This is a genomic window from Enterococcus malodoratus (assembly GCF_027659535.1).
Taxonomy (GTDB): Bacteria; Bacillota; Bacilli; order Lactobacillales; family Enterococcaceae; genus Enterococcus_A; species Enterococcus_A malodoratus.
In genome coordinates, this window is sequence record NZ_JAQDPG010000003.1 from 314628 (window position 1) to 337727 (window position 23100).

25 protein-coding genes are annotated in these 23100 nt (G+C 41.8%); 4 read left to right on the forward strand and 21 right to left on the reverse strand.

The annotated features are described in order from the left end of the window. Window positions 1-2 precede the first annotated feature (2 nt). From PGP85_RS07450 to PGP85_RS07510, 13 genes are all read right to left on the reverse strand, one after another. A complete protein-coding gene (locus PGP85_RS07450) occupies window positions 3-986 on the reverse strand; it encodes an oligopeptide/dipeptide ABC transporter ATP-binding protein (RefSeq protein WP_438778758.1) in 984 nt (327 codons plus the stop codon). Then, a complete protein-coding gene (locus PGP85_RS07455; protein WP_010740899.1) occupies window positions 987-1979 on the reverse strand; it encodes an ABC transporter ATP-binding protein in 993 nt (330 codons plus the stop codon). 391 nt (window positions 1980-2370) lie between these two features. Next, window positions 2371-2805: a hypothetical protein gene (locus PGP85_RS07460; RefSeq protein ID WP_010740900.1), complete on the reverse strand. Its 435-nt coding sequence runs from the start codon at window positions 2803-2805 to the stop codon at window positions 2371-2373. Window positions 2806-3042: 237 nt separating this feature from the next. Beyond that, a complete protein-coding gene (gene dagF, locus PGP85_RS07465; protein ID WP_178981532.1) occupies window positions 3043-3780 on the reverse strand; it encodes a 2-dehydro-3-deoxy-phosphogluconate aldolase in 738 nt (245 codons plus the stop codon). A gap of 23 nt (window positions 3781-3803) precedes the next feature. Further along, entirely contained in the window at window positions 3804-4901 is a 1098-nt protein-coding gene (locus PGP85_RS07470; RefSeq protein ID WP_178981530.1) for a DgaE family pyridoxal phosphate-dependent ammonia lyase, read from the reverse strand. Continuing rightward, window positions 4891-5997 carry an amidohydrolase/deacetylase family metallohydrolase gene (locus tag PGP85_RS07475; RefSeq protein WP_178981528.1) on the reverse strand — a complete coding sequence of 369 codons (1107 nt, stop codon included), beginning with the start codon at window positions 5995-5997 and terminating at the stop codon, window positions 4891-4893. The genes PGP85_RS07470 and PGP85_RS07475 overlap by 11 nt, the downstream gene beginning before the upstream one ends. A 15-nt stretch (window positions 5998-6012) precedes the next feature. Next, on the reverse strand, window positions 6013-6705 hold the full coding sequence (locus PGP85_RS07480) for a DUF4310 family protein (protein ID WP_010740904.1): 693 nt from the start codon (window positions 6703-6705) through the stop codon (window positions 6013-6015). A 266-nt stretch (window positions 6706-6971) separates the two neighbouring features. Beyond that, complete coding sequence (locus PGP85_RS07485; RefSeq protein ID WP_010740905.1) at window positions 6972-7751, reverse strand: DUF4311 domain-containing protein; 780 nt, start codon at window positions 7749-7751, stop codon at window positions 6972-6974. A gap of 21 nt (window positions 7752-7772) precedes the next feature. Beyond that, entirely contained in the window at window positions 7773-8123 is a 351-nt protein-coding gene (locus tag PGP85_RS07490) for a DUF4312 family protein (RefSeq protein ID WP_010740906.1), read from the reverse strand. Next, complete coding sequence (locus tag PGP85_RS07495) at window positions 8124-8495, reverse strand: glycine-rich SFCGS family protein (protein ID WP_270326846.1); 372 nt, start codon at window positions 8493-8495, stop codon at window positions 8124-8126. 18 nt (window positions 8496-8513) lie between these two features. Next, entirely contained in the window at window positions 8514-8846 is a 333-nt protein-coding gene (locus tag PGP85_RS07500) for a PRD domain-containing protein (RefSeq protein ID WP_090403160.1), read from the reverse strand. An 82-nt stretch (window positions 8847-8928) separates the two neighbouring features. After that, window positions 8929-10779, reverse strand: a complete 1851-nt coding sequence (locus PGP85_RS07505) for a BglG family transcription antiterminator (protein WP_178981522.1) — start codon at window positions 10777-10779, stop codon at window positions 8929-8931. Between the two features lie 356 nt (window positions 10780-11135). Continuing rightward, on the reverse strand, window positions 11136-11570 hold the full coding sequence (locus PGP85_RS07510; RefSeq protein WP_178981520.1) for a MerR family transcriptional regulator: 435 nt from the start codon (window positions 11568-11570) through the stop codon (window positions 11136-11138). A 118-nt stretch (window positions 11571-11688) separates the two neighbouring features. Here PGP85_RS07510 and PGP85_RS07515 point away from each other — a divergent pair, with 118 nt between their 5' ends. Then, complete coding sequence (locus PGP85_RS07515) at window positions 11689-12660, forward strand: alpha/beta hydrolase (RefSeq protein WP_270326853.1); 972 nt, start codon at window positions 11689-11691, stop codon at window positions 12658-12660. Window positions 12661-12756: 96 nt separating this feature from the next. Here the strand turns inward: PGP85_RS07515 and PGP85_RS07520 are convergent, their stop codons facing one another. The 5 genes from PGP85_RS07520 to PGP85_RS07540 all read right to left on the reverse strand — a co-directional run bounded on the left by PGP85_RS07520 (window position 12757) and on the right by PGP85_RS07540 (window position 17818). Next, complete coding sequence (locus tag PGP85_RS07520; protein WP_270326882.1) at window positions 12757-13782, reverse strand: DUF916 and DUF3324 domain-containing protein; 1026 nt, start codon at window positions 13780-13782, stop codon at window positions 12757-12759. Window positions 13783-13857: 75 nt separating this feature from the next. After that, on the reverse strand, window positions 13858-15915 hold the full coding sequence (locus tag PGP85_RS07525; RefSeq protein WP_270326854.1) for a lectin-like domain-containing protein: 2058 nt from the start codon (window positions 15913-15915) through the stop codon (window positions 13858-13860). Window positions 15916-15933: 18 nt separating this feature from the next. Next, complete coding sequence (locus PGP85_RS07530; RefSeq protein ID WP_270326857.1) at window positions 15934-16710, reverse strand: WxL domain-containing protein; 777 nt, start codon at window positions 16708-16710, stop codon at window positions 15934-15936. Between the two features lie 17 nt (window positions 16711-16727). Beyond that, complete coding sequence (locus tag PGP85_RS07535) at window positions 16728-17459, reverse strand: WxL domain-containing protein (protein WP_090403175.1); 732 nt, start codon at window positions 17457-17459, stop codon at window positions 16728-16730. Further along, on the reverse strand, window positions 17456-17818 hold the full coding sequence (locus PGP85_RS07540) for an LPXTG cell wall anchor domain-containing protein (protein WP_270326859.1): 363 nt from the start codon (window positions 17816-17818) through the stop codon (window positions 17456-17458). Before PGP85_RS07540 ends, PGP85_RS07535 begins: the two co-directional genes overlap by 4 nt. Before the next feature lie 342 nt (window positions 17819-18160). Between PGP85_RS07540 and PGP85_RS07545 the strand changes: the two genes are divergently transcribed. Then, window positions 18161-19654 (forward strand): helix-turn-helix domain-containing protein, encoded by a 1494-nt coding sequence (locus PGP85_RS07545; protein WP_270326861.1) that lies wholly within the window; start codon window positions 18161-18163, stop codon window positions 19652-19654. Window positions 19655-19705: 51 nt separating this feature from the next. On the opposite strand, the gene PGP85_RS07550 is transcribed toward PGP85_RS07545, so the two are convergent. Beyond that, complete coding sequence (locus PGP85_RS07550; RefSeq protein WP_010740918.1) at window positions 19706-20611, reverse strand: magnesium transporter CorA family protein; 906 nt, start codon at window positions 20609-20611, stop codon at window positions 19706-19708. A 367-nt stretch (window positions 20612-20978) separates the two neighbouring features. On the opposite strand from PGP85_RS07550, the gene PGP85_RS07555 reads away from it, so the two are divergent. After that, on the forward strand, window positions 20979-21362 hold the full coding sequence (locus PGP85_RS07555; RefSeq protein ID WP_178981486.1) for a hypothetical protein: 384 nt from the start codon (window positions 20979-20981) through the stop codon (window positions 21360-21362). Window positions 21363-21411: 49 nt separating this feature from the next. Beyond that, window positions 21412-21954, forward strand: coding sequence for a DUF2922 domain-containing protein (locus PGP85_RS07560; protein ID WP_270326863.1), 543 nt, complete (start codon window positions 21412-21414; stop codon window positions 21952-21954). 132 nt (window positions 21955-22086) lie between these two features. On the opposite strand, the gene PGP85_RS07565 is transcribed toward PGP85_RS07560, so the two are convergent. Both PGP85_RS07565 and PGP85_RS07570 read right to left on the reverse strand, forming a co-directional pair. Continuing rightward, window positions 22087-22428: a hypothetical protein gene (locus PGP85_RS07565; protein ID WP_034709348.1), complete on the reverse strand. Its 342-nt coding sequence runs from the start codon at window positions 22426-22428 to the stop codon at window positions 22087-22089. A 25-nt stretch (window positions 22429-22453) separates the two neighbouring features. Next, window positions 22454-23053, reverse strand: a complete 600-nt coding sequence (locus tag PGP85_RS07570) for an alpha/beta hydrolase (RefSeq protein WP_010740921.1) — start codon at window positions 23051-23053, stop codon at window positions 22454-22456. Between the last annotated feature and the right edge of the window lie 47 nt (window positions 23054-23100).

The following is a 23100-nucleotide window of genomic DNA, read 5'->3' on the forward strand; positions in this document are numbered from 1 at the left end:
AGTTATTCCTCTTTATTACATAAATGACAAGCCACTAAGTGATTGTCCTTTACTTCTATTAGTTCTGGCACTTCCGTTTTGCATTTTTCCATCGCAAACGGGCAACGCGTGTGGAACTTGCAGCCTTTAGGCGGATTCGCGGGACTTGGTACGTCTCCAGTCAATACGATTCGTTCCACTTTTTCCTTATCAATTGAAGGGGCCGCCGAAATTAGTGCCTTCGTATAAGGATGCAAGGTGTCATTATATAAAGCATCGCGATCCGCTAATTCCACAATATTTCCTAAATACATCACGGCGATCCGATCGCATAAGTGATAGACAACACCTAAATCATGAGAAATAAATAGATACGTCAGATCCATCTGTTTTTGCAGCTCCACCAGCAGATTAATCACCTGTGCCTGAATCGACACATCCAACGCCGAAACAGGTTCATCACAAATAATGATGTCCGGCTTTAGAGCCAACGCTCGTGCAATACCGATCCGTTGTTTTTGGCCTCCCGACATTTCATGGGGATAACGCTGTTTATAATTTGCGGCTAAGCCTACCATCGTCAGTAACCGATCAATCTCCGCTTCGATTTCCGCTTTGCTCATCTCTTTTTTATGATGAATCTGGAAAGGCTCTGCCAAGATATCCTTGATTTTATTTCGTGGATTCAAGCAGGCGGAAGGATCTTGAAAGACTAGTTGAACCTTTGAACCAAAGGCTACTTTTTCTTTCCGGCTTTTGAAGGCGGTAACATCTTGACCGTCGATAATAATGTTGCCGCCAGTCACTGCGCCAAGATTCAGCATGGTTTTCCCCAGTGTACTTTTCCCACAACCGCTCTCGCCTACAATCCCGAATGTTTCGCCTTTGTGTACGGTGATCGAAACATCATCCACAGCCTTTAATGTTCCTTTTTTTCCTTTGCTGTCTCGAATGTCAAAATATTGTTTAACGTGTTCCATTCGAATAATCGGTTCTTGCGTCATCATTTACGTCGTCACCTCGGTCTCTTCTTCCGTCGAATACTTAAAACAACGAACTTTACGATCATTTTCAATCGTTGTAATCGCCGGCCGTTTCTCTTTGCAGATAGCCATCGCATAAGGACACCTAGGATGAAAACTGCATCCTTTTGGCATTTCATCCAATTGCGGGACCATACCATCAATACTGCTGAGCTCACCCTTTTGATCATTGATATTCGGGATCGCCGCAATCAATCCTTCTGTATATGGGTGTTTAGGATTGTCCAATATTTCACGAATCAGTCCTTGTTCCACTACTTTTCCGGTGTACATCACAATCACGCGATCGCAAACTTCAGATACAACCCCTAAATCATGGGTAATCAGAATGATTCCCATCTTCAGGCGATCTCTTAATTCTTTCAATACTTCTAAAATTTGAGCTTGGATCGTCACGTCCAGTGCCGTTGTCGGTTCATCCGCAATCAAAAGCTGCGGGTCGCAGGCAAGTGCCATCGCAATCATCACCCGCTGCCGCATACCGCCGGACATCTGATGAGGATACTCATTAAACCGCTGTTCTGGAGCTGGTATACCAACAATCTTTAACAGCTCGATCGCCTTTGCTTTAGCATCGGCTTTTGAGATATCTGTATGGATCAGCATTGATTCAATGATTTGATTGCCGCATTTGTGAAGCGGATTCAAAGAAGTCATCGGCTCCTGAAAAATCATCGCTAAATGATTGCCGCGATAATGCTGCTTTTCCTTCTCCTTCATAGCAACCAGATCGTTTCCCTTGAACAACGCTTTTCCAGTGACCGTACTCGTTGCTTCATCTAATAAACCCATGATACTCAAGGAGGTCACACTCTTCCCGCTGCCGCTTTCTCCAACGATCCCTAAGGTTTCATTTTCATTTAATAGAAGCTCTAAATTATTTACGGCAGTTACTTCTCCGTTATAGGTTCGAAATTTGACCGTAAGCTCTTCGACCCGCAGCAGTTCTTTCTCCATAAAATAATTAACTCCCTACCTTTGTATTTTTAAATTAAGGTTAAAAAATAACTACCGATTCTAATTTTAAAATCCACGAATAGTCGTTAGTTTATTCAGAATATTCGAAAAATATTTTATTTTTTGATTATACCAGTTGACAAAAGATTGTCAATACTCAGTTTATCAAGCTTTCACTAGAAGTCTAACAGGGACAACTCTAATTGCTCATAACCCAAAAATGTTAGATTTTTTATTAGATTATTCTGAGCGTCTCTAATTTAAGGGAACAGCGTTTTGTTATCGCTCAATTTATACCCCAAATAAAACCTGCGAAATAACAAAAAAAGAGCCTTCGACAATTTTCTTTTAAAAACTGTCAAAGACTCTTCGGTAAAGATTTAATTGGTTGTTACATTAATTTCTCAAAGCGGTTTTCGATGACGCCTAAGTGTAATTGGTTAAAATCTCTAAAAGATTGGCAAGGTGCTTCTTCCTTATCGCAATCCTCTGCAAGATAAATTGGTTTGAATCCAAGTTCTTTTGCCTCGCGTAATTGCTCTAGAGAATTCGAGATAAAATTGACCTTTTTATGAGCCAATTCAACTTGTAAAAAATCAACGAGTCCACGAGGAACCGTTCCAGTCTTCTCGCCATTGATAGAAAAATCTAAATAATCGGCTAAGTGGTGTTCCAGCAAAATCTGATTCATCATTGCTTGATCATAGAAAACGATTCCGATTTGCTGTTTCCGACTTTTCAAATAATCTAACAATTGATGGACCTTCATTTGATCTTCTTCCCGTAAAAAAATACTCTCACTTGAAAATACAAAAGTTTCGATCATCTTTTTTCCTCCTAGTCCATTTATTTGTGCATTATTTCACTAATCAAACGAAAAAAATTTGTTGCCCTTCCGGCCATTTAACTCGTTGAGGTGCAAATAGAACGCAACCTCCCAAGTTGTCTTATAACTTACAACATTTTTGAAGCGCTGTCAAATAATTATCGGCTATATCCGTGATTCTACTCTTAATATACCTAGCAAAAAGAGCATGACCTCAGCCATGCTCCTCCCTATATTCTATAGAAGATTTTTTACCTTATCTAATAGTATTTTGACCTCTTCCGGTCGTGTGTCCCCTGTTTCTGAATCAATGATCGAGCTGTACACATGAGGAATGACTTTCTTCACTCCGGCATCTAATGCGATTTTGAGGATCTCTTGAAAATTATCTAAATCAATACCGCCAGTCGGCTCCAACAAGAAATCATTTTCTGCACAGGCCTTTGCTACTGCCTGGTATTCTTCTTTATGCGCCAACCCCTTCATTGGGAAATACTTGACGGAACTTCCGCCCATATCTTTCAACAAGGCAATCGCTGTTTCGATTGGAACAATGGCTTCCGCTGTTTGAGAACTTAACGGACCAGTCGCGATGTTGACGTAACCAACTTTTCCGCAAGGTGAAACTAAGCCGTTGATTACGGTATCCTCTTGACCAAGCAACGCACGTGATGTCCCTACGCCGGTGAAAACTTGATTCACATGCTGCGGCTGCAGCTTACCTGAGATTCGCGAGACCATTTGGCTCTGATTAGGATCGCCGGCACCTAGCCCAACAGATAAAGCATTCTCCGTCGCCGCTTGATATTTTTTCATGTCTTCAATTGCTGCTTTGTCACTGTCGTAATTCTTTGACAATACGCCTAGCACGACATGACCTTCTGCTGCCTGATAGCAATCACGAGCGTTTTCAACTGAGTTTGCTAAGACATTCAGACACACTCGATCTTTATAATAGTTTGGGGTTAATGACATATCCATTTGCTCCTTATTCTGAATTAATTGATTTGCATAATTTCCTTTAATCGAACAATGATCCTGTGCAGTTCATGCTGATCCACCGATCTAATATCAAATTCGATGATGCCGTTGTTAGCTTGATATTCGCGGGTATAAATTGCCGGATTCTCCGCTTTTAGAGACGCGATCACATCTGTTGCCGATTTCTTCTGCACTTTTACACTAGCACGATAGATATCTCTTCCGGCCCCATCCTGCACGACCTTGGCTTCAATGCCTTCGATTTTATTGAGTTCCTCGATAAATGGCGCTAAACGCTGCTTCATCGAATCCCCAGACTCACTGCCATAATGCAGATGATCAACCAAAGCTTGAGTGAAGCCTAAGATATTATCCTTGCCGATTTTCATCGCTCGGCCGATCCCTTTGCCTTGCAGCCGAATCCACTCGATATATTTTCCTTTGCCGATTACTAGACCACTACTAGGTCCTTCAATCGCTTTGGCACCTGAGTAGATAACTAGATCGGCTCCAGTTTTACTGTATTGATAAAGGTCTTCCTCCGCTGCCGCATCCACGATCAAGGGAAGCTGATATTTCTTAGCGACAGCCGCCGCATCAGCCACCGTCAGCATGCTCTTTTGCACGGTATGATGGCTTTTGATATAAAGCAGTGCCGCGGTATTTTCAGTGATCATCATCTCCATTTGTTCAGGTGAACAGCCGTTGGCATAGCCTGCCTCGACAACTTGTCCTCCGCCCAAATTTACCATGACTTCAACGGGTGTTCCGTAATCGACATTGTGCCCCTTTGGCAAAATAATCTCTCGTTTTTTGATGCGATCCGTATATGGATGAAAAGCATGATACATGCTACCTTCGCCAATGATCGCGGCGACAGATTGGGCGATGCCCGCTGACGCTGAAGAAACGATTTGAGCATCCTCTACTTCTAATAGTTTGGCTAAATAAGCGCCTGTCTGGATAAAAAGTTCGCTCATTTCAAAAAAATGTTCGCCGCCGAAACGTTGGGTCGCCAAAACATTTTCTGACACTTTTGATACGCCTAAAATCGTCATTTTCCCTGAAGCATTGATTACCTCTTTTAGGCCAAATTTGTCATAGCTAGTTGTCATACATGGCGCCTCCAATAATTGTTTTCACTGGTTTGATCAATTCGTTAGTTACCCGTGTGAAGCCATTTGAATCTGTCAGTGTTTTTTCACCCTCTGCTAGATCAAAAATCGTAAGGTCAGCGTCAAAACCTGCCGCCAAACGCCCCTTCTTCTCTAGGTGGAAATATTTTGCAGGTACCGCTGTCACCTTATCCAGAATCTCTTCCCATGAATAACCGACAACTCTCAGTTTTTCCATTGTTGTGGCTAAGTCATAAACAGGTCCATTCTCACGATTGCGGTGATAAATATCGGTACTGATGGATGTTGCTTTGATTCCTTCTTTTAGCGCCGTTTCGGCCACATGAAAGTTAAAGCTGTCCGTGCCATGACCAATATCGAAGACGATTCCCTTTTCATAAGCCGCTTTCGCAAAATCTTTAATCCGATCCGTGTCCTTATCCAGAATGCCATTGGGTTTGCCGTTGAAACAATGGGTCAAAACATCGCCCTCAGCTAAAAGCGCTAAAACTTCCTGCAGCTCTGGCGGTGCCGAACCAATGTGAATCATCAATGGCAGACCGCCATTTTCACGTTGGATATCCTTCGCTAACTCTAATGGTGTAATGCCGTTCTCACCTACGACTGTTTTACTCATCCGAGCTTTGATTCCAACGATAAATTGTGGAAGTTCTGCTAGACGATCACGGACTAGCTTCGCCTGAATCTTTGTCAAATCAGCCAATTCGTCTTGTTCAACAATGCCCCACTTAGAAATATTGACTAATGCATAGACATTGGTTTTAACCCCCTTGGTCAATTCATAAAAATCACTAATATTTTCTGCTCCGGTCGTACCTGCATCTATGACTGTTGTCACACCTTTAGTCACGCCGATTTCGTCAGGAAAATCATAATAAAGGGTCATTTTTTCATAGCAATGTACATGATCATCGATCCAACCCGCCGACAAATAATGTTCCCCTGCTAAATCGAATACTTCTTTTGCCGATGATTCGATAACCGTATCCACATTCAAAATCACGCCATCTTTGATCGCAACTTCAACTTTTTCTTCATTAATAAGCTTTCCATTTTTGATTAATAAATCAAACATCCTTTAGCCTTCTTTCTACTGGAGTGCTACCGGGAAGATCGTCCCAAGTACCATCGCACCAAGGATTGCACCACCGGCAATCGGTTTTTTCCAAGCATAGAAGCCTAATGCGCCTAAAGTCGCCCCAATACCGATAGGAATCGACGCACCACAAGCACTCAAGATGATCAATGGTCCTAAGAAACGACCGGAAGAGTTTCCGGCACCCATCATTACATCTGCACCAAACGTTGAATTGGCTTGGTTGATCGTAAATTTCCGAATCAGAATAATCACACCGCCGACTAACAATCCTAAAACAGCACCCGTCATCAATGACAATGCAAAGTTATCGATTGGTGCGCGAATTCCCATACTCAAGAAGATCGCAGGAACGCCGATCCCGATACCCGTTAAGATTGATCCGCCTAAATCAAGAATCCCGACTAACGAACCTTCTAAAATCCGAGCAAACAAGAAACTCGCTCCAAACGCCGCTGCCGCTCCGTAAGAACCCCCGTCTAAACCTGCTTTCAACATCGCTACGATTGAAACTTCATTAAAAGCACCTACGCCATGAGTAACATACATATGTGTTCCAGCAAATACCGCCGCGGACATGATTCCCACTGTAATAGGAAACGCCCAATCAGCATACCAGAAACTCTTCGCTTTTTTCTCTTCAGAAAGCGCTACTTGTTCCTTTTCCAACTCTTCTGTGTTATCCATTTGTTTCCCTCCTACTTCATATTATGGTATTCATTTTTTTCAAAAATGAGTTTTATTTTCATCCGTATAACATTCTGCTAAACTGCTTAATTTATATATCCTGTAGAATCCTGTTCTCATTTATACACTTTACCTACTACGAAAAGCAGAACTGACATCCTACTTCATATTGATGCATTTACTTTTTTTCAATGAAAAAGTAAGTTTTATTCTCACCACGTATAACATTCTGTTTTATCTATTTGATCTACCCTAACAACCTTTTTTTAATTCAAACCAAGCATTTTATGGATATTTTCTAACCAGTTTGGTGCTTGCATCTTGAAGCTTTCCAATACTTGCAGATCGAATCCGCGGAAGAAGCCGCTTAGGACGAATAGCAAAATGATCGCACCCATCATCATCTTCGTTACTTTAGACCAGCCGATTTCATCGACACCTTTACCGATCAAGATACCCAATACAACACCAGGTACTGCATTTCCCATGATCAATTGCGCGATTCCGCCAAATAGTGTGCCCCAGAATCCTGTACGTTTGCCTGCGTCTAATGCTGCCAACCAGAAAATGACCGGCATTACGATATTGATTAATGTTGTTGCCGCTGGAACCAAAACGGCTACAGCAGTTACTTGCAATGCTGCTGGAATCGCAGCGGCTGTTGAGTTTAGAAAAGCTACCACGATCGCACCGATAACGGCACCTACAAAGCCCATTTTTCTAGGATCATGCATCGTTTCTGAAACATTTTTATTTTTCGCTAATAAGACCGAAGCTGCCCAGTTTGGAATGATTCGATGTGTGACATCCTGTGTAAATGCTCCTGCGCCAACTGTTGAAGCCCACGCATTGAAGAAAAATCCTAGCCCGAATGAGAAATGCGATGCTGGATCTCCCATACAGGCATTCATCTCACCTAAAGTACGAAAGGCACCCAACCCTTGCGTACTCGGAGCATGGAACATTCGTGCCGCTCCCATCGAGGCAGAAAAACCGAGCAAGCCGCCAATAATAATTGATTTTATTAAAATAACTGTAAACTCCACTTCATTACTCCCCTTCTACATTCATATTTTTTTTGAAATGACAGGAATCTGAATTCCCTCAGGATCATCCGTCATTTCTTGAGTAAACGCGACTTCATCAACTTGAAGTGTCGTCACATTAACCGTCACTTCCAACTCCACGTGATAAGTTGTTTTATTTCTAGGAAAGAAGAAAAACAGAAAACGTTCTTTGTATGTCTTTTGTTTGGCTTCGATCACATTAACTTCGATTGGTTCAATTCGTAAAATCACTTCAGATTCCTGCATCATTTTCTTTTGAATCTGGCCTAGCGCACTTGCAAAAGCATGTTGTTTCGAATCGCCTTTGCCTTCCACCGTCACGATGACTTGTTGGCACTCTTGAATACTCATCTACTCATCTCCATAATTCGCTGCATGTTTCTTTTCAAAAGCTTCGGTCAGTCGTTTGCCTAATTCTTCCTGATCCATGAAACCAAAGCCTAATACTGTTTTGCCATCATTGATCGCGGTTAAGCCTTCTTCAATTGAGCGCATCCCATGACGTTCTGGGTAGCCATATTTGGTTGAAGCTGTTAACGCTCCAGCACCGCCGCTTCCGCAAAATGAAATGCCCATATCCGCATTTTCCTGCTGCATGACATCACCTAAACGCATATCCGCGCCCATTCCTGGTACCACTACCGCTCTGCCGCCTGCTGCTTCTACACCTTTTGCTACGTTTTGTCCTTTACCCATGCGGTCTGCAATTACTACTGTGATCATTTATTTTTCCCCCTAAGTTTAATTTTGTTTAGCTGTTTCAAAATGAATCGATAACACATACATCTCGTCTTGCGATAAATCGCTGATCCTTTTCACAACACCTTCAGCTAGGTCGAGCGCTTCTTGTGAGACTTCACTGAACATTTCTGGATCAACTTCAGGAATCTTCTCCTGCTCTTTCGAACGTTTCAGCATTTCGTTTAAGTGATTGATCAAAATGGTCCATTGCAGCTCAGTTGGTTCGATCTTTACGGCCGCGAGTTCGCCTTTCAGCCAATCAATCAATTCTTGTAATTCCCCTTGGTGTTCACTCGTTGAAATTATTTGTAGCGCCTCTCCAGTCACGGTCATTCACTTCCTCCTCTTGTCTGCTTCAACTAACTATTCCCGACTTTTTTATAGCCGTGGAATGTTGAGCGGACATTTTTTCTTACTACTGATTTCCTTTGACGTAAGCAAACAGTGCATTGATCTCTGATTGATTAACGGCTAAATTATGTTCAGTAAATAGTTGCTCTATCTGGTTGTTTCTTAAATCAGACTCGGCTTGTGCCTCATCCGTCTTAGTTCCTTCCATCATGTATTGCTGATCAAACGTAATGCGATGAACCATTAGAAATACATGCAATAAGAAAGCTTCGCGGTATTCCTGATTCAGCTGATCTTCAAATAGAAGCAATAATTTTTCATAAATCGTATACGCCTGTAAAATCAGCTCTTTGCTGAAATCTTCCAGCGATGTTCGATTTCCAGCAGGTTCCAACCTCAATTTTTTGCTGCCCTTTTGCGGCGACTGACTTAAGATTTTTTTGACCGCCTGCTGAATCTTTTCCAAATCTTGTTTTGTCGGCAATGGATGAACTTTGATAAACTCACAATCCATTCCTTCTATTGGAAAAATACTGATGACCAATTCCGGTTCTTTTTGCTTAATGATTTCTTTCGCATTCAATACCGACGCAAAAGCCGCAATCTCGATATTCGAAAGTTCCTCCGAAATTTTCTGCTTGATCAGACTGGTCACGCCTAGACCGGTAGAGCAGACATAGACGGCCCGAACGCTTCTTAAATCTGCCGCCTTCTCGTAAGATACAAGAAAGTGCAAAGCGATATAGGCGACAAACGAATCATTGATCAGCAGACTTTTGCCGTGAATTTCTCGTCGTACAACCGTTTCGATCGCGTCGAACAGCTCAGGATATTTAGCTTTGATATCGTCTTTGAAAGGATTGTACTCATTCACAAATTTCTGTTTGCGAGATAACCGCATCGACAAATGCGCATAGAGATTGGTCAGCAATTGCGGATCGTTGGAAAAGGAATAGTTGATCTTTTTGCTTACCTTGTGGATCAAATTTTCCGTTAATGCCATCACATCTTGTTGCGGATCGTTCTCAAAGGTGTCGCTGTAAATGTAGCGGTATTCATCTTCAAACAACGGCAGATGATAATGAGCAAAAACTTGCTGCATCAATAAGTAAGAGAGTTCCCTTTGCTCTTTTGGATCATTCAACAACTGGTAGCGACCGATCGTGTATTCGTTTTGCAAACGCACCGTAGCAATCGCGACCCGAATCAACATATTCAGCAATTCGGCATAATTTAGTTCCGCCGTATCAATCTGCTTCAACAACTGCCGCATATCCGCGATGACTTGGTTGAAAACCTCTTGAAAAGCCGTCCCTTTAGCTGAATACAATTCATAGCCTTCTTGTTTCTCACTTTGCAAGAGCAGCTCCATGATCTTGTAGATGTCATAATCAGTCAGATCTTTTTGTAAAACCTCTTCGATCAGCAGACGAATCTGATGTTCAGGGCCTGTGATCAAAAAGCCTTTGCGGGGCAACCGCTCCAGTGTCATCTTTTGTGCTGTCAGTTGTTTTTCTAGAACCTCCAAGTCATTAATGATCGTGTCCTTGCTGACCATCAAGCGTTCTGCCAACTCAAATGAAGTAATGGCCTGATTCGTGAGCATCAGATGAATACTCAAACGATCTAGTCGCAGCGTTTGATCGGCAAAGAGTTCTAAACGGTCAACATCCATCAGTTCACTCTTCAGCTTGATCCGTTCTGAGTCGCTTAGCTTTAACCAAACCCCCTGACTTCTCTTACTGGTCAAATCTTGGTTTCGTTCCTGAAGCCACAAACGAATGCTGTCCAGATCATATTTAATGGTGCGCACGCTTACATTTTGCTGGTCAGCTACTTCCTTCGTAGTCACTGGTTCTGAATTCTCAAGAAATTGAAGTAAGACCTGAATCTGTCTTTTCGTTAGTTGTTGCATAATGCCCTCTCCTTATACGTTTAACTATAGTGATTAGTTTTCCCTGCAACAATATGAAATGATTGCACTTACTCTAGTGCAAAAAGTCCATATTCTATAGGAAATACAGTGTTTTTTTCTAAAACCAATAGGAATAATAGCGAAATAAACGACTGTTGCCAGTAATCCTGTTGCACTAATCTCTTACCTAAAGTAGCACCTTCTGTACTCGTCGTAGACCTTTTACCAAAAATATTTTTTCTTATAAAAATCTTTGGTAAATCAAAAACACAAAAAAGACATGATTTCTACTTTTATCGAAATCATGCCTTTTTAAATTCCCGCTTCGCTTCAAGCTATTGTCCTTGATAGAATCATCAATGAGAGAGTTCGTAATGCATTTTTATATCGGCTGGCAATTCATTTGGCGTTTTTGCTTGTACACTGTCTTCACTGCCATCCTTGATAGCTTCATCATAGTACCAGCATTTATATTGAATCATGCTCAATACTTTATTCAGCTTGGCTATTTCTTCTTCAACCACGCTTTTTTGGTTTTCAAAAAGTTCTTTGCGTGTTTGAAAGGTTTCGCTTCCTTGTTTGCTCCACTCCATGAACTGTTTGATATCTTTGATCTCTAAACCAGATTTTTTTAAACAATCAATCACCCGCAACGCCTCTAGCTCATTCTCTGAAAATTTTCGAATTCCAGATACGCGCTGAATCTCTGGAAACAGACCTTCATTATCGTAATACCGCAATGTAGAGACTGGTAAACCAAACATTTGTGATACTTGACCAATAGTATACATAAACTTCCCTCACTTTTTTTGACATTATCCCTTGACCTAAAGTCAGGTTTAGGTATTAACATACTAATAGGATCACTACAACTTGTCAATTATTAATAGTAAGAAGGAGCGAACAAAGATGGAAAAAGAACTTATACTAACAAAAGAATGGGACAAGGTCTTCCCACAAAGCGAAAAGGTCAATCATCAAAAAGTAACTTTTCACAACCGCTATGGAATTACTTTAGCAGCGGACTTATATACCCCAAAAGAGGTCGCTGGAAAATTACCCGCAATTGCTGTAAGCGGACCTTTCGGCGCCGATAAGGAACAATCTTCTGGATTATATGCGCAAACAATGGCGGAAAGAGGCTTTTTGACACTCGCCTTTGATCCATCCTTTACTGGAGAAAGCGGCGGTACTCCGCGCAATGTAGCTTCTCCCGATATCAATACCGAGGATTTTCAAGCGGCTGTTGACTTTTTATCAGTGCACGGACAGGTTGATCCAACAAAAATCGGGATTATTGGAATCTGCGGCTGGGGCGGAATGGCCTTGAATGCGGCAGCGATTGATACTCGAATCAAAGCCACAGTTACCGCTACAATGTATGATATGTCTCGCGTGAATGCCCAAGGTTATTTTGACGCACTCGATGAAAATGCTCGTTTTGACTTAAAAGAAACATTAAATGCACAGCGGACAGAAGATTACAAGAATGGCCACTACGCGCGTGCTGGTGGCGTAGTTGATCCTCTTCCTGATGATGCTCCTCAATTTGTAAAAGATTATCATGCGTATTACAAGACGGATCGCGGCTATCATTCCCGCTCGTTAAACTCTAACGATGGCTGGAACGTCACCTCATCGCTGTCCTTTATCAACATGCCGATTTTGCAATACAGCAATGAGATTCGCAGCTCCGTCTTGATGATTCATGGCGAAAAAGCTCATTCTCTCTACTTTAGTCAGGATGCCTTCAAAAAACTGACTGGAGATAATAAGGAATTGTTGATCATTCCCGGAGCTTCGCATACGGATCTATATGATCAGACGACCATTATTCCCTTTGATAAAATGACTGAATTTTTCCAAGCGAATTTAAACTAGATTTTACTAAAGAAACGAAAAAGGCTTCCGGCTTACTCTTGCAAAAGAGCACCGGAAGCTTTTTTTGAATTCAACGTCTGATCAATCGTATAATAGTTATTCGGTGTCTGCCTGCTTTTTTCTTCGAATAAATAGAATGATCAGTACACTAGCTAGTAACAGGAAAAATCCGATCAGAATGTATAACCAAGTGTAGTCTGGTTTTAAGGTAACATCCTTTTCATTCAATTCTTTTGCGGTATCGCCATCAATCCGAAAATCACGTTCAAACGTCCAATGATTTTCAAACTTGGCGGGGTCGCTGCCATCCTTATTGCCGGAAACAGACAATGACATGTGGTAGACTCCAGGCTTTAGTGCTTGTTTTTTCAACGAAACTGGCAGAGAAAAACTTGAGTTTGGAGCGATCTGCAGATGTTCTTTTTCTTCCTGATAAAGCACCTTGTCACTGCCTTTTTTTGTCACCTTAGCAGATAGTGCAACTTGATTGATATACGTTTTTTGATCATTTTGAAGATCCGCTAAAATGACATTCCGTGCATTGATCTGACTCGGTTTCACTTCGTGCAAAACCAAATTCGGTACGACTTTCTTTTGATTTTGACGCATCAATAAAGCGACGACGTAGGAATAATCGTTTTCAATCGATAATCCTTGAGTGCTTTTGGTCGTTTTTTCTTCTGTCGCCGGTTCCTCTTTAAACGTAATGCCGCCGGCGATGACTCCGTCAAAGGACTTATTCGGCATATCAACTCTGAACGGAACCGTTTGTTCACTCTTTGGTTTCAAAACAACTGATTCAGGATAATGCACGTGCTCCTTTAGATCGTATGCCAAACTTTTATCCTTGTTTAGGGCATTCTCGCCATACTCAACAATCACATTTGAATTCGTTGTCGCATTGTTAACAGAAACGTCGACCTTCACTTCTTTTTCGGTATCATTTCTAAGTGTTGCCTTTAATTCAGTCGTTTGACTTGGAGCGAGCAGTAAATCAAAATACGTTTTTTCTTTATCGATTTGATGTTCTGATGGCAGTGGCGTCACCGCAAAATTAAATTCACTGGCGATCCCGACAAAAGAATCCAGCATAAGCGACCCAAACAGCATAAACAATATCATCCCGATTGTTTTAAATCCTTTCAAACAAAGCTCTCCTCTTCTATTTATGAGCAAAATCAGTTGTTTCTAAATTTGCTAATTCCCTGGTACATCGGTCAACGTCCAAGACAAGGCACCTTTAAAAGTACCCAAGCGCTGATACTCAACAGGCACGGTGATCTTGATTCCGCGTTGTTGACCAGCATCTAATAGTCCGCTTAAATCCGTTTCCCCCTTTTGATCGCCTTCAGAAATAGTTATCGCCGCATCGCTGATTGTATCCGACTGACTATCCGTCACAAACGACAAAACATCAGGCATTACTACCGTTCCGTCAGTCAAGGGCTGCGTTTGTTTTAGCTGAACTTGCCATTTATTCGTTGCGCGCTCATCCATGATCCGCAAGCCCTCAGTAGCTGTCCCGAATTTTACCAGTGCCGTAGTTGAAATTTTATGGGAACCAAACACGATTTGCTTTGGTGCCTCCATGAAATAGAGCTCACCTGGTCGGAAATAGAAATAAATATCTTGGGTCGTTTCGGAAAAGGTTCCTTCCGCATTCCCTGAGTCATTTTTGAAAACAAAGCCGGCTACGGCAGGAGGTGTTTCTTTATAATGATCGCCTATTTTACCCGTAAGCTGCTTTGAAGGAGCGACCTCTTGATTGGTTGCTGCATCTTGATAAAAAACCGTAATGGTCTTTTCTTTGGGTTTGGCGATCTTAACGGCCATCTCGTTTGATTTTTGCAGCAGCGCCCCGTTTTCGAGGTATTCGAAGTTCATGGCTAGGCGCTTTTCAGGTGTGGAATCTTGTAATTTGGTTTTTAGTTCGATCACCATGTCTTTTTCCAACACTAAATAATCGGTCAGATCTAAGGTGATTCGTGTTCCTGCCACAATAATGTCCTTATCAGATGCTTGGATACCGTCAATCTTTAAGGAACCCTGTTCATAAGCTAATTCTGAAGGAATGTTGATACTCATCTGCGGCTGGTGTTCATCCGCAAAGTCACGATGACTCTTCAAATCATTATCGATGTGCAGGGTATTTTTTAGCGTGACGATGTCTTCCTTATTCGCCTCTGCCTCCGTTTCGAACCCAGTGTCATTGACACTTAGTGCGGCTGTAGATTTTACACTGGAAGGGATTTGGGTCATTGCCAAGGCGTTCTCTTGATATTTTCCGCCTGTTGATGAAGTAAATCCCCAATAAACTGTCGTCCCACCAAACTTCGCATTAAGATCAGTGACCTCATGTGACGAGGAACCGATCCCTTCTAAATCATAGCTCAATTGCTTAATGCCGGCATTCCAATGAACTGTCAACATGCGCCACGTTCCATCGGATAGGTAAGTGGGAGCAACTGTTACCCCGGTGTGCTCATTGTCATAATTATTGTTATTCTCTTTGGGCGTGACAAACGCTACATGTCCATGCCCGCTGTTATCACCGCTGATCTCTCTGTCCATTCGGTCTGAAGAACCTTGATTTTTATACGTGTCAAACTCGATCGACAGCCCATTTCTTATATAGGGTTCGCCTGATTTGGTCGAGTAAGCACCTATGCCCATCCCCGAAGAACCGATAACTTGAGTCGCATCGTTCTCCATTCGCGGATCATTGGTCAAAGTGAAGGTCATCCCATCACCCGCACTCCCTCGCTGATCACCTAAATACAGATAACTCTTAAAAGTAAAATCAGACAGTAAACTAATCGGCTTTTTAGACCAGATCGCCCCTTTTTGTGATTTTTGCGCTGGGTTCAATTGAAGCAGCTTGCCATCTTCCAAGATACTCGTACTGTTGCCGATCGGATTCTGAAAAACCTTATCAATCGGGATGATGTTCGGATCTTGTGGCAAATCCGCAGCAAAAGGAGCGGCCGATCGTTTCACTATCCTTCCAGATTGCGGCAAATCGTCAACAGAAGCAGCAGTTTCTGGCAGATCACTCGTATCCGTATCCTTCACCGCGGAGCTTTCAGATACTGCGGTACTTTCTGAAGTCTCTTCTGTTTGCGATTGTTCTGTACTTTGTGAAGCGCTTGTCTGTAATTTTGTAGAGGAAACAGTCGTTGCCTCACTAATGATCGAAAAGCTAGTCATGCTTAATAATCCACTTGTTATAAGGATCAGTATTTTCTTTTTTGCCATCTCTTTTACCTCTATCAGTTAGTTTCCTGGTACATCGGTCAGCGCCCAAAGCAGTTTTGTTTGGTACTTTACGGCATCTTTCGGGGTAGCGCCCGGAATGGACAATGACACTGCTTTGGTCACATTGGCCTTTTTCATGCCTCCATCTTCGGTCGGTTCTTCCATTTCTTCTACTGCTCCCCAAGAAGTAAGCCATAGCCCACTGCCCGTTCCTGCTTTTGCAGAGGTTACTACGACAGCATTCCCAGGAATAAGAGCTAGGTTATCGGCAGCAATTGGCTTCGTATCACTTGATGAATTGCTAGTGACTGTTGGAGCCGATAATGAGATTTGTGCTCCGGTTAAAACATCATTTTTAGTCGAAGTAGCAGCCGTTAATTGTTCCGGCTGTTCCACAGTCAATGTCCAGCCTTCGTTGGTTCCTCGATTGTCTGAAATTTGAACATAGTTTGGACTGTCTTCATGGCCGGTTTGATATTTTTGTGCTCTCGCAAAATGGACTTGGTCCTTATTTGAAATCCGATTTTTGCCAAAATCAAAGCTGGAGGCATAATCAATCGACAGCGGTCCTTGCGTGCCTGGATTGGGGCCATTCGGATCAGTTGGATCGATTGGCTGAACAGGATTTTCTGGGTCTGGGTCTTCTGGGTCAACTGGATCAGTTGGATCTGACGAAGGAACAAATTCTATTTCGCCGCTAGAGTAGTATTCCTTCGCTTCTTTCGCAGCAGCCGCAGAAGAAAAACCAACCAATGTAACACCGACAACAAACGCCTCTACTAGTCTTTTTTTCATTTTTCTGCTCCTGACCCTTAATTATTGTCTGGTGTATTTGCCAAGGTCCACACTAATTTTGTTGAATATTGCTGCGCCAACTTCACTGATTCGCCGGGAACAGAAAGCTGAACAGCATCTTTATTCTCATCAGCCGTTGCCCCAAAACGATACACCCAGGTGCCGACTCCCGTTCCTGCTTTTGCATTTACAGCTAAAACATCACTTTGACCAGGGGTGAATACCACTTCAGAACTCACCGTCGTTGGTTTATATTTTTGATCGACAGACGAGGCCACTTGACCTTTCGTAAACTTCAACTGAGCTCCGACTAATTCTTCTCCTCCAGCCGTTTTGAACTGTTCAGGTTGAGCGATATTCATTTTCCAGCCTTCTAACGTCCCTCTTCTGTCGGTTATTTGAACATAAGTCGGCTTTTTTGATCCGTCATTCATTTCATCAGAGGCAGCATAATAAATCTTATCTGCAGTCGAGATTTTTTGCGTACCAAACTTGAATTTTGAACCGTAATCGATCGACAACGCACCGCCTGTTCCTGGTCCGGGGGGGTCAGTAGGATCAACTGGATTTGTCGGATCTGGATTTTCCGGGTCAACCGGCGGCGTCACGCCTTCATCACCAGCTTCAAAAGTAATCGTTCCTTCTGTGTTGTAATCCTTAGGAAAAACTTCTGCAGCGGATGCTCCCGCTATATTCAGTGTCAGGCTCAATAATATTGCTGTCGTGGTTAAGGCAATTGCTTTTTTCATTCTAAAATTTCCTCTTTTCTTTTAGTGTGTCGGACAAGATAAATGACTGCTCCACATAAGAATAATCCTATGTAGAGATACTCTGGAGCACCGGCCTCTCCCGTTTTAGGTAAAAGTGCGTGTCCAGATGATGAAGCGTTTTTTGCTTCCTTTGCTGGAGAAGTGTTTCCGTTACTCTTCCCATCTGAGACGGGTTCGTGCTCGACTTTTTCTTCACTGGTGTCATATTCATAGGTTCCATAAAAACTTGTTTGGCCATTTGTCTCAAACTTTTCCTCTTTTTCAGCGGCCGCAGCCGTCTTTCCACTTAAAGTCACTGTGAGCAATGCAACGAAAATGATTCTCGTAAGGTTCTTCATACGTATGCCTCCTTTATCACCTATTTAATTGCTGTTGATTTGGCTAATTGATCGAGTATCGAGAATACATGGCCGTCAAACAAAGACAAACATGAATCAGGATCAAGGATTTTGACGAATTTTTTCATTTTAAAACAACACCTATTTTTTTTCGTATCGCAAAAAAGGTATGTTTCACTGAACCAGTAAAATTCGAATAAAACTTAGGATATATCCAAGACTTACTGTTTTATAAATGTTTATCATGTGTGTTATAGTATCAATGGCACTCCCCCTATTTCAAATACAATTCATGTACATGACTATACACAAACTGTAAAAATAACAGAGGTGACAACGAAGATGATCAAAAACGTAATTCTGCGAAAATTGAATCTGCTCTTTTACATCATTCGAAAGGAACAAACTTCCTTAGCAGAACTTTCTGAACGGCTGGAGATTCCAAAACGCACGGTCAAAGAGGATCTGAAAAGAATTAATGAATTGATGGAGGACGAGTTCCTGCTGACTAACTTTCTTGTTTCCAGCCGCCATGGGGTAATCTCGATTCATCCTGAATACCAGCAAGACGCTGTTAAGAATGCCTATGCGCTGAAACTTTCCCTACTGAAGAGCCAAGTGATTTTCAATTTCTGTGTCCTTTTGATCACCAAAGTCACCATTAGTAAAGATGACCTTTTGAATACCTTATTCATCTCTGAGGCCTATCTTGCAAAACTTACCGTCCAACTAAGCGGGTTTCTCAAACGCTATAAAATCAAGATCCTCATCGACAACGATCACTACTCACTTACCGGAAACGAACTGGAGCTGCGGCTCTTTTCATATATCCTGCTGCAGGACAGCTATCAAAGCCTCGAATGGCCGTATAAAGATGTCACCAAAGCCCAAATTCGAGAAAACATTCCCGAGGAAATCATCAAGTTTTCCCATACGATCTCAAATACGAAACGCAACTCACTCTATCTGCTGCATCAACTGCTGCGGTCACGTTATGAGCATCAGCGTTTTTTAAACTTGAAGAGTGATCCTGCGATAGAAGAAGTGATTGAATTAATGGTGTCTCATTATGACGGAGCTTATGTATTGCACGCTGGTGGCTATGGGGAAATTCCCGAAGCGTACTATCGGCAAGAGCTGTTATACTTCAATTTTGTCCAGCACATTTTTACCTCTGATTCGATTCCATATCGGGAAAAGGTCGAATTAGGGAGATTGTACAGTCAATCTGATACCTATTTTTGCCGTTTTTCCAATGAGCTTTTTCAGGCCTTTTTGTCTGTTTCAAAGTATCCAATCTCAGAAGATAGCGCTCATCTCTATCGGTATTATTTAGTCTTGTTCAATACGCTGTTCGCCTTACTTGGAGACCGTTTTGAAACATTTCTTGATCTTTATATTCCTAGATCGGCCTTTCATTTAGACACTACCAATGACTATATTTCCTCCATTCGTCAAAAGATGAAAAGCCTGATCGATGATCCGCGCCAAGCTGCTTACGCCAGCAGTCTGCTTTACGCCCTGTCTACTTCTGAAAAACAGACAAAAATCAAACTCTACTTACAGATGAATAAAGATTTTATCGCTACTTATGTCATAAAAAATCGCTTAAAAGCCCTCTTTAATTCGGAAAATATCTTTGTCACGGATGATTATTCAGCAGCGGATATCGTGGTGACGGATTCGCTGGAGGAATCAACAACTGAGGAAATACAGATCTTTTACTTTGATTCATTGAACAATGACGAGGCTTGGGAGCATTTACTGAACTTAATCCGCAAATTGTATATGAAAAAATGCTCAAAACCACTCCTCGATGAAACCGCAAAAAGCTAGGAAGACCAATGGTCTCCCTAGCTTTGTTTTTATATAAAGTTTTTCTCTAGCCTATTTCATCAATCTTCGCAATACATAAGACAAGCCAAACCATAAAAGCAGGCTGATCACGATCGTGATGATCCAACCGGAAGCATTGTGTTCCAACGGCAACGGCACGTTCATTCCAAAAAAACCAGAAACAATCGTCGGAATCGTCAGTAAAACAGACAATACCGTCAAAACTCGCATCGTATCATTCAGATTATTGTTCAAGACATTATTGTATGTTCCTGACAACTGCTGCAAAATCTGCGAAGACAGTTGCGTCATTTCAACTAATTGCTGAGCTTCGATCAATACATCATCCAGGCTTTCCTTCTCCTGATCACTCAATCGGCGATAGATGCCGTGACTCTTGATCTGCTGCACCAATAATACATTTTGCCGAGAAGCCGTGACGAAATAAACGATCCCGGTCTCTAAATCCGACAATAGTAATAAATTCTGCTTCGTAGTCTTATCCTTCAGCAAGTTGCTGATCCGCTTGCGATCGCGATCCATCCCTTCAACAAAGGGAAAATACTGATCTGAAATAATAAAGAGACTGCCAAATAGCAGCTCAAACAACGTGCTGTTGGGATTTTTCTCCAAATAATTTTTGATCTCAAAATACAAATATTTACTCTGCTGATTTGTTACCGTAATCAATGTCCGATTCACGACGATGAAGGTCATCGGTACTGTTTCATAATGGTTATCGATCTTGCGGCGATTCGGCGCATTGAAGATCAGCAGCAATACATCCGTCACCTTATCATAATCTAAATGAGCCCGTTCGTTACGGTCCAACGAGTAATCGACGAATTCACTGTCGATCCCATAATCACGATATAGATTTTTCAATTCGTCTTCATTTTCTGCATCGATATTGATCCAGCTGTTCATCTTATTATTGAAAACTTCTTTTGTATACATAAGCCTATCTCCTAGCTGTATTACGTCCGTTAGCATTCTATCACATAACGTGTGTAATGTACCATTAGAGTCCTTTTACTGCGATTAGATGTTCTCGCTCTGCCCTTCATTCAATCCATTTTTTTTCGATTAGACATCAAAACAAAAAACTTTTATTGTACTTCTTTACGACACCTCAAGTCAAAGACCAACTTCGATTTTGACTGTCCAACTTCGAACATCTAAAACGATAACTCAACGTTTCCAAGCCCTAAATGTTCGAAATTGAACGGTTGAGATCGAAATTGCGGTTCGCTTTATTTTTTGAAATCCGCTATCTTTTAGTCATCGGCCGGAACAAAATAAATGAACACGGAGGAGAGCATCCATGAATGAACAGCTTTTAACGAATCGACAATTGTTCAATCTAAAACCAAAAACACTGGAAAATCGCATCACTCAATTTTATCAACGGACACAAAATAGCAGCTTAACAATCAAATACATTTTGGCATTACGCGTGAGATACCAACTTGGGGCGGAAGAGTTCGCCGATATTTTAAGAGATCTTGTCCGAGATATTTTCATGAATACCAAGGCGACCCGCACCATGAAACGCTTCTTCTATTATTTTCAGGATTACTTTATGGCCCCGGAATGGCGCTCTTTACGCTTAAGATTATTCACCATAAGAAGCTTTGGCGAAAAGGTTTTATCCGTTTTCCATTCCTTATTTTCTATCGCCCGTCCTGATGAAACCAACGAACCTTGATAGATGACCTATTATTCTTGCAGAAAAAAACGAAAGGGACCGTAAAAAAATGAAAAATGATTTAGTCGCGACATTTAAGAATGAACTTGGTTACGAGCACGACTGGACCTACAAGGGCGTGAATGCCGATCTGCCTGCAGATGCAATCAAAGACGCGTGCCAACTTTTGACCAGCTTAGATATTTTTGAACAGAATGGTGTAAAACAATTCGCTTCCGTTGTTACCGCAAAGATCGTAACAACCACCGAAACAGAAATCTTTGATGTAAAAAACGATCCAAGTGACGAAGACAAACGGCTGCCTAAAGAAACCAAAGAAATAAAAACAGCTAATCCTAGTCTATTAATGAAACACCTAGAACAATCTGTGGCAACAAAGGAAAACAATTCTGCTATTTTCCCTACTATAACCCTGCCAGCTTCACAACTTGCTAAAACTCCTGCTGAACCAAAGAATAATTTGGTGACTAGCAGTTCAGATAAAATGTCACGACCTCAGTCTCAGCCAGCACAAAGAAATGGGCGTGGATTTAAACGAACACTCGCCCGCCTCTTGGGAAAGAAAGGTAAAAACAAGGACGACCCTTATTGAATGATGTATCAAAGCGTTAATTCTGCCCTTTTCTAAAAGTGGACCAACCTCTCAATCCGGAAGGGAGGTGATTCACTATTCAAATCAAAATATGAGCACAAAAAAAGAGCTGAAAGATTTCTCTTCCACCTCTTATTTCTGGTTATCTACATGCATGAAGCCCCAGTTGGTCGGCATATAATAGCCATTCACTGTCATGTCTTTCAAATCACTGGAGACTAGCTGTCCTGTGATGTAATATATTCGTTTTGCCTTACGCTCAGCATCGCCAAGCTTTGCCAGTAAACCGTTCAGGTCATATTCTGGCATCAGATAATAATGAAAATTGAAGCCCTTCAAACGTTCATGAGTAATCGCGCCTTCAAAGGTCAATAATTTTTGTAATTCGTCATCATTGAACGATAAGTCTGTCAGCTTCAAGGTCAAGCCTTTGTAATCAAATGAGTCTGTCATCATGCCACCCCTTCGACTCATTTTACCACATCCGAAAATACTGTCACTACCCTTTCAACCACTCGCGGGCACTTTGAACTTCATCCATGGTCAATTGGTGACCGTAATTGGTTTCGACTACTGTGACTTCTCCACTGCGATCGCGAAAGGCCGCGACTAATTCCGCAAAAGAGTCATCGCTGACGATCGGATCTTTCGCCCCGCCGTAAGAAACCCAAATTCTTTTATCTGATAAATTAAATGATTGAGTATGAACTTCTAGCGACATTGGATGGAAAAAGATTCCTTCAGCTAATGCCGTTTCACGCTCCAACAACATATGCGCCGCAATATTGGCTCCGTTTGAGTAGCCTACTAAGATCCAATCCTCTAACGCAATCGCTTTTTCTGCGCTGATTTCATTAATTGCTTCCAGCAAATGATCGGTTTCTTTTTCTAAACTTTCAAAATCAAACTGATTCAAGCCGTTCCGTTTAAAGAAACGATTCATTCCCTCTTCTTCAATCGTGCCGCGAAAAGACAGGATCGTACTATCTGCATCCAAAAATTTCGCCAATTCTATTAAAGACGTTTCATCGCCGCCTGTCCCATGCAGCAAGATAAATTTCTTTCCATTCGGTTTTCCTGCTTGATAAAGATATTCCATCTTCACGCACCTCACTTACTAATTGTAAGTTAACATGAATAGTGTCT

What these genes read in the sequence shown, in the direction of transcription:
- PGP85_RS07545 (WP_270326861.1), top strand. Translation starts at nt 18,161, where the DNA reads ATGATCAAAAACGTAATTCTGCGAAAATTGAATCTGCTCTTTTACATC.
- PGP85_RS07500 (WP_090403160.1), bottom strand. Translation starts at nt 8,846, where the DNA reads ATGACCGTGACTGGAGAGGCGCTACAAATAATTTCAACGAGTGAACAC.
- PGP85_RS07525 (WP_270326854.1), bottom strand. Translation starts at nt 15,915, where the DNA reads ATGGCAAAAAAGAAAATACTGATCCTTATAACAAGTGGATTATTAAGC.
- PGP85_RS07530 (WP_270326857.1), bottom strand. Translation starts at nt 16,710, where the DNA reads ATGAAAAAAAGACTAGTAGAGGCGTTTGTTGTCGGTGTTACATTGGTT.
- PGP85_RS07560 (WP_270326863.1), top strand. Translation starts at nt 21,412, where the DNA reads ATGAAAAATGATTTAGTCGCGACATTTAAGAATGAACTTGGTTACGAG.
- PGP85_RS07460 (WP_010740900.1), bottom strand. Translation starts at nt 2,805, where the DNA reads ATGATCGAAACTTTTGTATTTTCAAGTGAGAGTATTTTTTTACGGGAA.
- PGP85_RS07570 (WP_010740921.1), bottom strand. Translation starts at nt 23,053, where the DNA reads ATGGAATATCTTTATCAAGCAGGAAAACCGAATGGAAAGAAATTTATC.
- PGP85_RS07535 (WP_090403175.1), bottom strand. Translation starts at nt 17,459, where the DNA reads ATGAAAAAAGCAATTGCCTTAACCACGACAGCAATATTATTGAGCCTG.
- PGP85_RS07550 (WP_010740918.1), bottom strand. Translation starts at nt 20,611, where the DNA reads ATGTATACAAAAGAAGTTTTCAATAATAAGATGAACAGCTGGATCAAT.
- PGP85_RS07515 (WP_270326853.1), top strand. Translation starts at nt 11,689, where the DNA reads ATGGAAAAAGAACTTATACTAACAAAAGAATGGGACAAGGTCTTCCCA.
- PGP85_RS07490 (WP_010740906.1), bottom strand. Translation starts at nt 8,123, where the DNA reads ATGAGTATTCAAGAGTGCCAACAAGTCATCGTGACGGTGGAAGGCAAA.
- PGP85_RS07505 (WP_178981522.1), bottom strand. Translation starts at nt 10,779, where the DNA reads ATGCAACAACTAACGAAAAGACAGATTCAGGTCTTACTTCAATTTCTT.
- PGP85_RS07520 (WP_270326882.1), bottom strand. Translation starts at nt 13,782, where the DNA reads ATGATATTGTTTATGCTGTTTGGGTCGCTTATGCTGGATTCTTTTGTC.
- dagF (WP_178981532.1), bottom strand. Translation starts at nt 3,780, where the DNA reads ATGTCATTAACCCCAAACTATTATAAAGATCGAGTGTGTCTGAATGTC.
- PGP85_RS07555 (WP_178981486.1), top strand. Translation starts at nt 20,979, where the DNA reads ATGAATGAACAGCTTTTAACGAATCGACAATTGTTCAATCTAAAACCA.
- PGP85_RS07450 (WP_438778758.1), bottom strand. Translation starts at nt 986, where the DNA reads ATGATGACGCAAGAACCGATTATTCGAATGGAACACGTTAAACAATAT.
- PGP85_RS07475 (WP_178981528.1), bottom strand. Translation starts at nt 5,997, where the DNA reads ATGTTTGATTTATTAATCAAAAATGGAAAGCTTATTAATGAAGAAAAA.
- PGP85_RS07455 (WP_010740899.1), bottom strand. Translation starts at nt 1,979, where the DNA reads ATGGAGAAAGAACTGCTGCGGGTCGAAGAGCTTACGGTCAAATTTCGA.
- PGP85_RS07495 (WP_270326846.1), bottom strand. Translation starts at nt 8,495, where the DNA reads ATGATCACAGTAGTAATTGCAGACCGCATGGGTAAAGGACAAAACGTA.
- PGP85_RS07510 (WP_178981520.1), bottom strand. Translation starts at nt 11,570, where the DNA reads ATGTATACTATTGGTCAAGTATCACAAATGTTTGGTTTACCAGTCTCT.
- PGP85_RS07565 (WP_034709348.1), bottom strand. Translation starts at nt 22,428, where the DNA reads ATGAGTCGAAGGGGTGGCATGATGACAGACTCATTTGATTACAAAGGC.
- PGP85_RS07480 (WP_010740904.1), bottom strand. Translation starts at nt 6,705, where the DNA reads ATGGATAACACAGAAGAGTTGGAAAAGGAACAAGTAGCGCTTTCTGAA.
- PGP85_RS07470 (WP_178981530.1), bottom strand. Translation starts at nt 4,901, where the DNA reads ATGACAACTAGCTATGACAAATTTGGCCTAAAAGAGGTAATCAATGCT.
- PGP85_RS07540 (WP_270326859.1), bottom strand. Translation starts at nt 17,818, where the DNA reads ATGAAGAACCTTACGAGAATCATTTTCGTTGCATTGCTCACAGTGACT.